Source organism: Mycolicibacterium septicum DSM 44393, assembly GCF_000455325.1.
Taxonomy (GTDB): Bacteria; Actinomycetota; Actinomycetes; order Mycobacteriales; family Mycobacteriaceae; genus Mycobacterium; species Mycobacterium septicum.
The window spans coordinates 3,554,627-3,567,996 of record NZ_HG322951.1 but is presented as its reverse complement, the minus strand read 5'-3'; the positions used below and the strand labels follow the sequence as shown (position 1 = coordinate 3,567,996).

The window sequence follows — 13,370 nt, the reverse complement described above, 5'->3', positions numbered from 1 at the left end:
GCCTTCCTCAGCTGTTCCAGTCAATTTCGCCGGTGAGATCGAACTCGGCCAGGGTCTTTGCCGTCAACTCGGCCAACCTCGCCTTCGAATTCTGTTCGCCCGCCTGATATCCGGTGATCCCGATGGATACCTTGCCGCCGACTCGCGAAGACACGAGCACCAGCTGCCCGTCGGTGTCCTCCAACTCCTGGCGCGTAGTGCCCTGATCCACGCCACGGAACACGATGTACTCGGCCTCCGTACCGTCCACTCGGGTCACGTCGGATGTCAGGTCGCCCAGATTCGAACACGATACCGGTAGGTCGGCGTTCCCCAGGAAGCCGTCGGCGACCTGCTTGAGCACACGCTTCGGCACGAGAGGGGTCAACGGCAGCAGTTGCAGGGTCTCGTCGGGCACATCGCGCAACGCCTTGAACGCCTGCCGTATCACTCCGCGGGCACCGGACTGATCGGTTGTCACCGACATCGGGTCAACCCGTGCGGTGGCGAGCAACATCGCATTGGCCCGGGTGTCACCGTCGGTCCGGTCGTTCACCGCGATGAGCAGCGTGATGTTGCCGTCCGCAGCGGACCGACTCATCCGCTCCCCCAGTCTGGCCGCGAAGCTGGCCAGCATCGAATAGCTGTTGCCGCCGACGGTTTCGGCGCGCACATTCCAGTCCGCGAGGTCGACGAACACCGAGATCGACGGCAGCACCACCTGTTCGTCGCCGCCCGGCACCGGCCGCCGAGTCGGTGCGGCCGTCTGCGCGGGTGCATCGGGATCTCGCCGGCGCAGCATCTGCACCCCGGTGGCGGCAGTTCGAGCCACCTCCGGCACGGCGGCCAAGGTGTCTCGTACATCCTGGGCGGCCGTGCGTAATCTGCTGCGCGAGTTCGGCATCGGATAGCCGAGGTCGGGCTGCCTGCCGGCGATCGCGTCGGCAATGACCATCACTCCCCCGACACCGTCACCCAGGCAGTGCGAAACCACCACGGTGATCGCGGTCGAGCCATCGGTCACCGGCAGCACACCCATATGCCAGCCGGGGCCGCTTTCCGGGTCGATCGGCAGTTGCGCACGCTCGTCGAGCCAGTCGCCGATCTCGGCCCGCGTACGGGGCTCGGCGATGTCGAGCGGCGCCTGCGGCCCCAACGCGGACACCCAGCGGTAGCGGCCGAAGGGCAACGGCGAACGCTCGATCCGCCGGCCGAACAGTCCGCTGCCGAAATTCTGGTGGAAGCGTCGGATCCCGTCGATGTCGACGGGATGGTCGTAGACCCACGAGCACTGCATGACCTGCACCCGGCCTGTTGCGCGCATCGTGCGCACCGCCGCCTCGTCCCACAACGCAAGTCGGTGTTCCGGCGGTGCTCCGGGCGAGTTGAACAGCTTTGCGAAAGAGAAGGATCTGCTCATCGGTGCCTACTCGATCGTGCCGGTCAGTTCGAAGTCGGCCAGTACCTTGGCGACCTTTTCGTGCAACCACGGCGTGGAGTTCTCCGAACCCGGTTCGTAGCCGACGACGCTGAGCGAAACCTTGTTCTCGACCTGGCAGGCGACCACGGTGAGCAGGCCGCAACGCTGCTCGAGGGCTCCTCGGGTGGCGTACCGATCGATTCCCCGGAAATAGAGATAGTCGGCCTCGGTGCCGTCAGCGAGCGCCACCGCCGATGGGACCACCCCCATGTTGGAGCACGACACCGGAAGGTCGGCCGCGAAACCGAACACCACGTCAGCCATCTTGCGCACCACCCGTTTCGGGATGAACGGAGTCAGCGGAAGCAGCTGCAACGTCTCGTCCGGCACGTCACGGGCGGTGGCCAAGCCCTGTTTGATCGCCGCGCGGGCATCGGACAGGTCGGAGGTCACCCTTGTGGGGTCGATCGCGACATTGACCAGTCGCACCGCGTTGGCTCGGGTGTCCCGCTCCAGGGTGCGATCGTTCTGTGGAATGTTGAGCGTGACCGCACCGTCCTCGGCCCGAACCCGCCCCATCGATTCCGCAAGTCTCGCGGCCAGCCCGGCTACCAGCGAATAACTGTTTCCACCAAGGGTTTTGGCCCTCAGGTCCCAGTCCTCGACGCTGACGTACGCGGTGACCGCCGGCATGTATACCCGGTCGTCGGCGCCGGCGACCACCTTCGGCCGGGCCGCGCCCGAGCGTGAGATGTCGCCGCGCCGCCGCCGCGCGAGTCTGGTCGCGGCCACCACCGTGCGACCCAGTTCGGGAGCGCCCCGCAACGATTCGCGCAGATCCGCCCTGATCGCCCGCCACCGGGTCCTGGACGACGGCGTGGGATGACCGAAATCGGTCTTGTTGCCGTACACCGAATCGAGAATCGTCAGGATCCCGCCACCGCCGTCACCCAGACAGTGCGAACCCACCAGGCAGATCGCGGTCGAACCGTCCGTCATCGGCAGCACACCCATGTGCCAGCCCGGGCCGCGCTCGGGATCCAGTGGCATGGCTGCACGTTCATCCACCCAGCGGCCCAGCTCGCCACGGGCCCGGGGCTCGGCGATGTCCAGTTCCGTCTGGGGTCCGGGTGCCGATACCCAGCGATGCCGCCGTTGGCCTGCAGGAACGAGATCCACTCCCGCACTTCCGGCGAATCCGCATCGAGGCCTGCGGTGTACTCCCGCTGTTGCCGGCAGTATCGGTCGTAGCTGCCGGCCGCGGGCAGTGGCAGCGGTGCCGCACCGTGAACCAGCGCCTGGTACATCATATGGATCTCGACGAAGGCCAGACCCATGAACATCGCGTCGGTGTGGACATGGTCGACGCTGATGTACATGGTGAAATGACTGTCCCGCTGGATGATCCCGAAACGGAAGCAGTCCCACTGCCACGGATCCGGTGTCGCAAGGATGTGTTCGCGCCACTGGACTGCCGACATCTCTCCGTGCTTGGTCGGCACGAACTTGATGTCCCGCGGGTTCTCGACGGTGCGCCGAAGGATCTGCCCGTCGTCGGTGTACTCGAACCAGCTGTGGAACGTGTCGTGCCGACGCAGGTAGGCGTTGACCACATGGGACATCGCACGAAGATCGCAGCGGCCCGGGACATCCCAGGCCGGGATGTTGAGGCGCGCCATGTCGGTGCCCTGTGACGTGTGCTTGCGGAAAGCCAGCAGATGTTGTTCCTGCTGATAGCTCACCGGCACATCGCTGACCGGCGCTTCGGCCATCTTGGCCACCGAAGCCCGCGAGGGGCTCCACGAGACCACTTCGCCGGGTTCACCCGACCAGTCGTGAATCGGCTTCATCGAAACCACTACGCATCTCCTGTCTTGACGACCACGCTGGACGGGATGCACGTCGGCGGGCCGACCGTGGACCACCTCGCGCATGCCGTCATCACGACGGAACCGATACGGGAGAATCCGGTGCCAGGGCCTCGCAGAGTCGTTCGGCCAGGACCCGGATGGTGCTGATATCCGTTGCGCCGATACGGATACCGGTTTCGGCTTCGATCCGGGTACGCACTTCCAGAGTGCCGAGCGAATCGAGACCGTATTCGGCCAGCGGACGGTCGGGATCTACTGATCGGCGCAGGATCATGCTGATCTGCTCGGCGATCATCCGGCGCATCCTGGTCTGCCATTCGGCCTGCGGAAGGGCGCGCAATTCGGAAAGGAACGCGCTGCCCGCCCCACCCCGGCCGTTGCCCGTGGCCGCGAACGCCTCGGCGAATCGGCTGTTCTGCGCGAACGCGTGCAGCCACGGTGTCCCGAGCACCGGTGCATACCCGCTGTACGCGCGGTTGTGGCGCAGCAGGGTCATGAACGCGTACGCGCCCTCTTCGGGCGAGATCGCCGCACCCGAACCCGCGGCCAGACCGGTACCGCGGCCGATCTCCGACCACGGCCCCCAGGCGATCGCCACGGCCGGTAGCCCCTGGCTGCGCCGCCAATGGCTGAACGCGTCCAGCCAGCTGTTGGCCGCGGCGTACGCGCCCTGACCCGGCGAGCCGACCAGCGCCGCCGCCGAGGAGAACGAGCAGAACCAGTCCAGTGACTGCCGCGCCGTGGCGCTGTGCAGATTCCAGGCCCCGTAAACCTTGGGCGCCCAGTCGCTTTCGACCAGATCATCGGTGATGTTGGCCAGCACCGCGTCCTCGACCACGGCAGCACCGTGCAACACGCCGCGCAGCGGCAGCCCCGTTGCGCAGGCCACGTCGACCAGCCGAACGGCCGTGTCCGGTTCGGCAATGTCGCCCAGCTCCACGGCCACCTCGGTTCCGGCGTGCCGGATCCGGTCGATGACCGCCTTCGCCTCGGGCGACGGCGCGGATCGGCCGTTGAGCACGATCCGGCCACAACCGGCGGCCGCGAGCTGCTCGGCGAGGAACAATCCCAGACCGCCCAGGCCTCCGGTCACCACATAGGCGCCGTCCGAGCGGAATGCGGGTGCCTCCTCCGGCGGGACCACAGCGGGGATCTGGCCGCCCTCGGGGATGTCGAGCACCAGCTTGCCGGTGTGCTCGGCCGCCCCCATCACACGGATGGCGGTGGCGCCGTCCTGCAACGGGTAGTGGGTGGTCTGCGGCAGCGGAAGTGTGCCGTCGGCGATCCGCGCGTAGCAGACCTCCAGCAGCCGGCGCACGGTATCCGGCTCGGTCAGCGCGAGCAGCGCCAGGTCCACGGCATAGAACGAGAGGTTGCGGCGGAACGGGAACAGTCCCATCCGGGTGTCGCCATAGATGTCACGCTTGCCGATCTCGACGAACCGGCCGCCGAAGGACAGCAGTTCCAGACCGGCCCGCTGGGCCGCCCCGGTCAGCGAGTTCAGCACGATGTCCACGCCGTAACCATCGGTGTCACGCCGGATCGCCTCGGCGAATCCGGTGCTCCGCGAATCGTAGACATGGTCGATCCCCATGTCCCGCAACAAGTCCCGCCGCGCCTCGCTGCCTGCGGTGGCGAAGATCTCCGCGCCGGCCGCCCGGGCGATGGCGATCGCCGCCTGACCGACACCGCCGGTGGCGGAATGGATCAGCACCTTGTCGCCGGCCGAGATCCTGGCCAGGTCGTGCAGGCCGTACCACGCGGTGGCATGTGCACTGGGCACTGCGGCGGCCCGGTTGACCGGCACGCTCGTCGGCAACGTCACGGCCATGTTGGCATCGCACGTGACGAATGTCGCCCACGCACCGTCGGCCGAGATTCCACCCACCTGATCACCGACCTGATGGCTGACCACCCCCGGCCCCACCGCGGTCACGACACCCGCGAAGTCGGCGCCCAGCTTGGGCAGGCGCCCCTCGAAGCTGGGATACCGCCCGAACGCCACCAGAACATCGGCGAAGTTCAGATTCGACGCCCGGACCGACACCTCGATCTGTCCGGGCCCGGGTGCCGAACGTTCGAAGGCTGCCAACTCCAGGGATTGGATGTCACCGGGTGTGCGGATCTGTAGCCGCATGCCTTCCCGCGCCGGGTTGACCACGGTGGTACGCCGTTCCTCTGGCCGCAACGGGCCCGGGATCAGCCGTGCCACATACCAATTCCCGCCGCGCCAGGCCGTCTCGTCCTCGTCGGAACCGGCCAGCAGTTGCGCCACCACCCGGGCCGGGTCGGTGTAATCGTCGACATCGATCTGGCTGGCCCGCAGCCGCGGGTGCTCGACACCGATCACCCGGATCAGGCCTCGAAGTCCGGCCTCTTCCAAGTTCGCGGTGTCCTCGGCCAACACGGTCTGGGCATTGCGGGTGAGGACATGCAGACGCGGCGGTTCGCCGTGCACTTCGGGCAACTCACGCACGATGTGCACGAGGTGGCGCACGGTGTCGCCGCCGCGGATTCCGGATTGTTCGTCGGTGACGGCGTTGCGTGGCGCGGTCACCACGAGCACATCGCTGAACGGCCGGGCGGCCAGGTATTCGCGCAGCCGCGCGGCATTGGCCGCGTGATCGGACCGCTTCGGCCACGCCATGGTGGTGACGTCGGCCTTGTGGCTCTTCAACGCGTCGGCCAACCTGGTCGCCGTCAGATCAGCCGCATCGGCGGTGCTGATCAGCAGCCAACGCCCCGGCTCGTGGAAGTCGGGTTCCGGCAGTTCCTGCTGGCGCCATTCCACGGCCAGCAGTCGGTCGTTGAGGGTGCGCTCACGCTGCCCGCTCGACGAGATGCCCGTGCCCAACTGCAGTCCGCCGATGCCGAGCATCACGGCGCCCTGCTCGTCGAGGAGGTCGACGTCGACCTCGACGGCCGTCGCGCTGACGTCGGTGACCCGCACCAGGCAGTAGCGAACACCGCGGGTCGAGCCGTAGGCCCGAATCCGTCGCACACCCAGCGGCAGCATCAGCGTGCCGGTGTCATCACCCCGCAGGCCCGGATGAGCCCCGGCCGCCTGGAAGCAGGCATCCAGCAACGCCGGGTGGATTTCGTAGATGCCCTGCTGCGAACGGATGGATCCCGGCAGCGCGACTTCGGCGAGCACGGTGTCGACGGGACCGTCCGATCCGTCGGGCAGATGAGCGGCCACCAGCCCGGCGAATGCCGGGCCGTAGTGGATGCCACGCTCGTCGTAGGCGGCCCGCATCTCGGCACCTTCGATGCGCTGCCGATGCGAGGCGAACAGTGCGTCGAGATCGTAGCCGGGTCGGTCCGCCGTCTCGGCGGCCTCTTGGCGGTGCAGCCGGGCGCCTGCGCGGCGCACCCGCTCGCCCTGTTCGAGCGTCTCCACGGTGAACTCGACACTGTCCGGCCCGGCCACCGTGGCGGCCGTCGAAACCGAGGTCGTCTCTTCGAGCAGAAGCATCTGGTCGAAGGACACATCACGGACCTCGACGTCGTCACCGAGTACCGCGCGTCCCGCCGCCAGGGCCATCTCGCAGTAGGCCGCGCCCGGAAGTGCGGCAACGTTGTGCACCTGGTGATCTCCCAGCCACGGCTGAGTTCCTGTGCCCACATCGGCCTGCCACACGTGGCGTTCGGGTTCCTCGGCGAGCCGCACATGGGCACCCAGCAATGGGTGCACCGCGAGAACGGCCCCACCGGGGGCCAGTTCGTTGGGGTCGCGGACGAGCATCAACTGCTGCCGATTCCAGGTGGGCAATGGCGCATCGACGAGCCGACCGTGCGGGTAGAGCGCTCCGAAGTCGATCTGCGCGCCGGCGCTGTGCAGGTCGGCCACCACCGGAAGCAGGCCGCCCGGGAATTCCTGTTCCCGGCGCAGGGTCGCCAGAACTTCGTGCGGGATGTCGAGTGCGCGGGCCGTCTGGTCCACCGCGTGGGTCAGCAGCGGGTGGGGCGAGAGCTCGGTGAAGACCCGGAAGCCGTCCTCGAGCGCGGCCTGCACCGCCGCGGCGAACCGAACCGTGTGGCGCAGGTTGTCCACCCAGTAGTCCGCGTCCCAGTCGGCCAGATCACGCGGGTCGTACAGGGTCGCCGAGTAATACGGGATCGTGGGTTCCGCCGGGTCCAGGTCCGCGAGCTCGTCGGCGAGCTCGTCCAGGATCGGATCGACCTCCGGGGTGTGGGAAGCGACGTCCACGGCCACCTCGCGGGCCATGATGTCGCGGCTTTCCCAATCGGCGACCAGCGTGCGGATCGACTCCTTGGCCCCACCCACCACGGTTGAGCTGGGTGAGGCGACCACCGCCAGCACAACGTCGTTGACACCGCGCGCGGCCAGCTCGGACAGCACTTGCTGGGCCGGCAGTTGCACCGACGCCATCGCGCCCGCCCCGGCGATCGTCGACATCAGCCGCGACCGGCGGCAGATGACCTTCACACCGTCCTCGAGCGACAGCACGCCGGACACGACCGCGGCGGCGACCTCGCCCATCGAGTGTCCGATCACGGCACCGGGCTTCACTCCGCTGCTCTGCAGACTGGCCGCCAGGGCCACCTGGATCGCGAACACCGTGGGTTGTACCCGGTCGATGCCGGACACCACGTCAGGTGCCGACATCGCCTCGGTCACCGAGAACCCCGATTCACGCGCGATCAGCGGTTCGATCTGCGCGACCGTGGCGGCGAAGGCGGGTTCGGAGGCCAGCAGACCGGCCCCCATCCCCGCCCATTGCGATCCCTGCCCGGAGAACACCCACACCGGTCCGCGGTCGTCCTGGCCGACCGCGGGTTCATGGGGTTGCTCGCCGTCCGCGATCTCGCGCAGTCCCGAAATCAGAGTTCCCCGGTCGTCGGCGAGCACCGCGGTGCGTACCGGTCGGTGTGCCCGGCGGCGCGCCAGCGTGTACGCCAGGTCGGTGAGGTTGACATCGGCGCGGTCGGCCAGCCAATCTGCGAGCCGTCCGGCCGTCCGTCGCAATTCGTCTGCCGACGTCGCCGACAGCACGAACAACGACGAACCCGCGGGCCGGTCGCTCTCGCCGTCGGCGGCCGCTGTGGTGGCGCCGACCGCGACGGCCTGTTCCAGCACAGCGTGCACGTTGGTCCCGGACAACCCGTACGACGACACCGCGGCCCGGCGAGGGTGCGCCCCGACCACCGGCCAGTCCACTGTTTCCTGCGGCACGAACAGGTCGGTCTCGATCTGCGCCATCGCGTCGGGAAACTGGGTGAAATGCAGGTTGGGCGGAACGGTGCCGTGCTGCAACGCGAGCACGGCCTTCATCAAACCGACCGCGCCCGACGCCGACTGGCTGTGCCCGAAGTTGGTCTTGGACGACCCGAGCGCGCACGGCGCGGCTGTCCCGTAGACGGCGGCCAGACTGGCGAATTCGATCGGGTCGCCGACCGGCGTTCCGGTGCCGTGCGCCTCGACGAGTCCGACGGTGGTGGGGTCGATGGCCCCCGCCGCCAGCGCGGCCCGGTAGACGGCCACCTGCGCATCGCGCGACGGGGTGGCGATGTTGACGGTGCGACCGTCCTGATTCGCCGCGGTGCCACGGACGACCGCCAGGACGCGGTCGCCGTCGCGTTCGGCATCGGCCAGACGCTTGAGCAGCAGGACCGCCGATGCCTCGCCGGCCACGAATCCGTCCGCCGCCGCGTCGAACGCGTGGCAGCGCCCCGTGGGCGACAACATTCCCTGCGCCGAACCCGAGGCCAGCTTCCGGGGCTCGAGCACGATGCAGACACCGCCGGCCAGTGCCAGGTCACTCTCGCCGTCATGCAGGCTGCGGCATGCGTTGTGTACGGCCAGCAGGCTCGATGAACAGGCAGAGTCCACCGAATAGGCGGGGCCATGGGCGCCCAGATGGTAGGCGATCCGGCCGGACGCCAGGCTGAAGTTGTTGCCGGTGAAGCCGTACGGCCCCTCGATCGAGTGGGCATCAGCGGCAAGCAGTTGGTAATCGCCGTGAGTCAGACCCATGAAGACGCCGGTCAACGAACCGGACAGCGTCGCCGGGTCGATACCGGCGTGCTCGATGGCTTCCCATGCGGTCTCCAGGAGCAGACGGTGCTGCGGATCGATGGCGGTCGCCTCGCGCTCACTGATCCCGAAAAACCCCGCGTCGAACCCGGCAACGTCATCAAGGAAGGCGCCCCACTTCGACACCGAACGCCCCGGCACGCCCGGCTCGGGATCGTAGAACTCCTCGGCATCCCATCGGGTCGCGGGAACCTCGGTGACCAAGTCGTCACCCTGCAGCAGCGCAGCCCACAACTGGTCGGGGGATTCGATCCCACCCGGGAGCCGGCAGCCCATGCCGATAACGGCAATTGGGGTGGCTGGTGTCTCGGCCAAGTAGGCTCAACCTCTCTCGATGCGATCTTTGAGCAAAGCTCCGATCAACGTACTTAGGACGCGCAAAAGAAAGTGCGCTACGTCGCCATCGACGCACGGTACCGAATCCCCGTATCCGGTTCGAGTCGTTGCCAACGCGGCTTCGTAGCCTAGCGCGTGGCCCAACCTAGATGTTGGAAACATCTGATCGCAAAATTGCTTGCATGTTCGCTGGACTCGCCCATTGTTGAAAAGTAGCAGCGGCAGACGTTTTCCCCAGCGAGACCCCGAGCGGCCCAACCACCACGCCTCAAAAAGCACGAATCTGCTTGCACTACAGACGCTTTCGTCGCCCGATCCGGCGCCACCACTCGGCCGCAGAAATTGTTCCGCTAACTAGTTTTTCGCTAGTATCGCGCGCTGAAACACCTTTTCGCAGGTTGTCCATGATTCGATATCCGTGTTCAATTCACCACTCTCAGTTAATTCATAGGAAGTCTTCAATTAGTTAGCTGGCCACCGCCACGCAAACTATCGAAACCGTAGCTGAACCCAATTCATGTTCCGCTTACGCGCGTACCGAAAATGGTACGATTGTGTACCTGATAGCCGCATTGGCTAATGGGATTAATTGACACTGCAACGGTAGCGACCAGCGCTGATCATGAAGATGGCCCGGTGGCTCGCAACCCCCTGAGGCGGCGCTGGGCGGACGCAGGCCTCGACACGGGCGTATTGAGACTCAGCCCACGCCGTCCGCGATTGCGTGACCAAGCCCACTGGTTGCATTGAAAAGCAAACCGACCGGGGTTAACGACGGAGAAGCGCTGCATGTCCAGTAAGGGTGTCCCATAACTGGGACATTGTGTGATGTATATCACTGCAGCTCGGAGCGTTGTGGCCGCCTCCGCGGGCCCACTTGGACCCCCCGCAACGAATAAAACCGACCTGACGCCATTCGTCAGGTCGGCCTTATGTCGATGAGCGACGAACTAGCCCGCGGCGGGCCTGGGCAACCCGTGCGGTGACGCACCGAGATCCGGTACGGCTACGTATCCCCGCTTGCGGGCGCGGGCGACGTCCTTTCGGATCAGAGCGTTCAGACCGACGAAGGCAGCCATGTCGAGCACCATCGGCGTCAACAGCCGGTTGTGTACGAAGCCGATCGCCAGCCCGCTGGCCGGGTCCGCCCAGCCGACCGACCCACCGAGCCCCACGTGCCCGAATCCGGGCATCACCCCGAACGGGACCGAGTGATATCCGAGGTGGAAGCCGAGTGGCACCCCCAGATTGTGGTCCGGACGCAATCCGGGCGGACCGGCCAGCCCGGCCACCGTGCGCTCGGACAGGTATTCCACGCCGTTGAAGCGGCCCCCGTTGGCGATCGCGCCGTACATCCTGGCCAGGCCGCGGGCAGTAGCCACGCCGTTGACCGCAGGCGCCTCGGAGTCCAGGAACGGAGTGTCGCCCTGAACCAGCGACATCACGCCGGGGAAGTACATCGAGCCGAAGGCCCGGGAGGAGTTCAACGCGGCGACCCTCGGCGCGACGAAGTCGAAGATCTGGTTGGGCCAATGCCGTTGCGGCAGAAGGATTTGCGCCGCCCGGGTGGGAGACCCCACCGGTGGGCGCCCCAGGTGAAGACCGTCTGTCCCCAGCGGTTCCGCCAGCTCGGCACGGAACAGCTCACGCATGCTCCGCCCGGTCACCGCACGAGCCAGACCTGACAACAACCAGCCGTAGGTCAGGGCGTGGTAGGCCGGCTTGCCGAACAGAATCGAGTTGACCGGCGCGGCGGCAACCCGGCCCTCCATCACCAGGTGATCCAGCAGATCGGCTTTGCTGACGCCATTGAGCTGAGACAGCCCGGCCTCGTGCGCCATCACCTGCCGCACCGTGATCGCGGATTTGCCGCTGGCCGCGAATTCAGGCCAGTACGCGCTCACCGGGCTGTCGTATTCGATCAGACCGCGGTCGACGAGGCGATGGATGACTGTCGAGGCCATCCCCTTTGTCGCGGAGAACACCATCGCGGCGGTATCGGCCGTCCAATGTTGTGTACCTTCACGATCCGAGTAGCCGGTCCAGACGTCGACGACGGGCGCTCCGTCCTGCAGAATCACCAGCGCCCCGCCGCCGTACTTCCGGCCTGGGAACAATTTCGAGAACCCGCGGACCGTACAGGAGAAGTTCCTGTCCGCCGCGCCTTGGACGCCGTGTGGGAGCGCCTCGTCGCGCACCCCGTTGTGATCGGTCACACACTCGAATTTACCTGGACCCCCGGCAAATTCCACAAGCGTTACCTACCTGTTAGCCGGAGAACGGCCCCCAGATCACTGCGTCGGCTTGTCGTCCACCTTGAAGTCGATGTTGACGTTGTCGGACTCGACAGTCTTGACCGTAGCCGTAACGCCGTACTTGGTGCCGTCCTTGGCTGTCAGCACACAACGCTGGGTCGCCCCCACCTTGCCGACGATGCCGTCTTCGCAGGTCACAGACTTGGCTTTGCGCTTGGCCGCGGCTTCCAGCTTCTCCTTCGCCAGAGCTTGGAGCTTCGTCTTGGCCACGGTGGGCTGGGTACCGGTCGACCCGCCTCCCCCGCACCCGGTCAACACCACACCGCCGACCATCACAGCGCCCACGAACACACGCAGTTTCGCCTTCACGTCCCTCATCTCCGGCTCAGACCAGCCTTTCGCTTCCGTGTCGCTTGCAACAGCGTAAGTGCGGCAGACGTCCTGTCAGTCGGCAGCGTCGAGAATCTCCTGAGCCGCCAGCGCCGGGGTCAGTTCGCCCTCGCGCACCCGGCGTTCCACCTCGTCGCGGATCTCGCGCACCCCAGGATGCGACATCACCCGGTCCAGCACGGTGTCGCGCACCATCGACCAGGTCCAGTCCACCTGCTGCGCGCGGCGCCTGGCTTCGAACTCGCCCGCCTCGGTGAGCACCTCACGGTGCTTGAGCACTGTCTCCCACAGCTCGGCAAGCCCGTGCCCCTCGATCGCGCTCATCGTGAGAACCGGTGGCCGCCATAGTGTTTCGCGCGGGTAGATCAGACGGATAGCTCCGGTCAGTTCGCGGGCGGCCGCCTTGGCCTCGATCGCGTGCTCGCCGTCGGCCTTGTTGACGACGATGACATCGGCCAGCTCCAGGACACCCTTCTTGATGCCCTGCAACTGGTCGCCGGTGCGGGCCAGGGTGAGAAAGACGAACGTGTCGACCATGTTCGACACCGTGACCTCGGACTGCCCCACTCCAACGGTCTCGACCAGGATGACGTCGTAGCCCGCCGCCTCCAGCAGCACGATGGTCTCCCGGGTGGCCTTTGCCACCCCGCCGAGCGTCCCAGAGGTCGGTGACGGCCGGATGTAGGCGTCCGGATGGACCGCCAGGCGGGCCATCCGGGTCTTGTCGCCCAGGATCGAGCCCCCGGTGCGCGTCGACGACGGGTCAACAGCCAGGACCGCTACCCGGTGACCTGCCTCGATCAGGTACATGCCGAGGGCTTCGATCGTCGTCGACTTGCCGACACCGGGAACCCCGGTGATACCGACATGCTGGGCTTTGCCTGCGTCCGGCATGAGCTCCAGCAGCAACTGCTGGGCCTGGTCACGATGATCGGCCCGGGTGGACTCGACCATCGTGATGGCCCGCGCCAGCGCGGCGCGGTCGCCATTACGGATGGCCGCCGCCAGTTCGCGAGGTGAGTTCATATCCCGGGTCGCTCCGCTCCTGCCCTCCGAACGGA

At 66.9% G+C, this 13,370-nt stretch carries 7 protein-coding genes; all 7 read right to left on the bottom strand.

What is annotated here, in order from left to right:
- Positions 1-7: 7 nt before the first annotated feature.
- Complete coding sequence (locus TX88_RS16865; protein ID WP_044518348.1) at positions 8-1,399, bottom strand: WS/DGAT/MGAT family O-acyltransferase; 1,392 nt, start codon at positions 1,397-1,399, stop codon at positions 8-10.
- A 6-nt stretch (positions 1,400-1,405) separates the two neighbouring features.
- On the bottom strand, positions 1,406-2,449 hold the full coding sequence (locus TX88_RS16860) for a hypothetical protein (protein ID WP_049925020.1): 1,044 nt from the start codon (positions 2,447-2,449) through the stop codon (positions 1,406-1,408).
- Positions 2,395-3,249 carry a condensation domain-containing protein gene (locus tag TX88_RS16855; RefSeq protein WP_110918084.1) on the bottom strand — a complete coding sequence of 285 codons (855 nt, stop codon included), beginning with the start codon at positions 3,247-3,249 and terminating at the stop codon, positions 2,395-2,397. The genes TX88_RS16860 and TX88_RS16855 overlap by 55 nt, the downstream gene beginning before the upstream one ends.
- A 91-nt stretch (positions 3,250-3,340) precedes the next feature.
- Positions 3,341-9,643, bottom strand: coding sequence for a sulfolipid-1 biosynthesis phthioceranic/hydroxyphthioceranic acid synthase (gene pks2, locus TX88_RS16850; protein WP_044518346.1), 6,303 nt, complete (start codon positions 9,641-9,643; stop codon positions 3,341-3,343).
- Between the two features lie 971 nt (positions 9,644-10,614).
- Complete coding sequence (lipL, locus tag TX88_RS16845; RefSeq protein WP_044518344.1) at positions 10,615-11,880, bottom strand: esterase/beta-lactamase LipL; 1,266 nt, start codon at positions 11,878-11,880, stop codon at positions 10,615-10,617.
- Between the two features lie 75 nt (positions 11,881-11,955).
- Positions 11,956-12,297, bottom strand: a complete 342-nt coding sequence (locus TX88_RS16840) for a DUF4333 domain-containing protein (RefSeq protein WP_044518342.1) — start codon at positions 12,295-12,297, stop codon at positions 11,956-11,958.
- A 66-nt stretch (positions 12,298-12,363) separates the two neighbouring features.
- Complete coding sequence (gene meaB, locus TX88_RS16835; RefSeq protein WP_044518339.1) at positions 12,364-13,335, bottom strand: methylmalonyl Co-A mutase-associated GTPase MeaB; 972 nt, start codon at positions 13,333-13,335, stop codon at positions 12,364-12,366.
- Between the last annotated feature and the right edge of the window lie 35 nt (positions 13,336-13,370).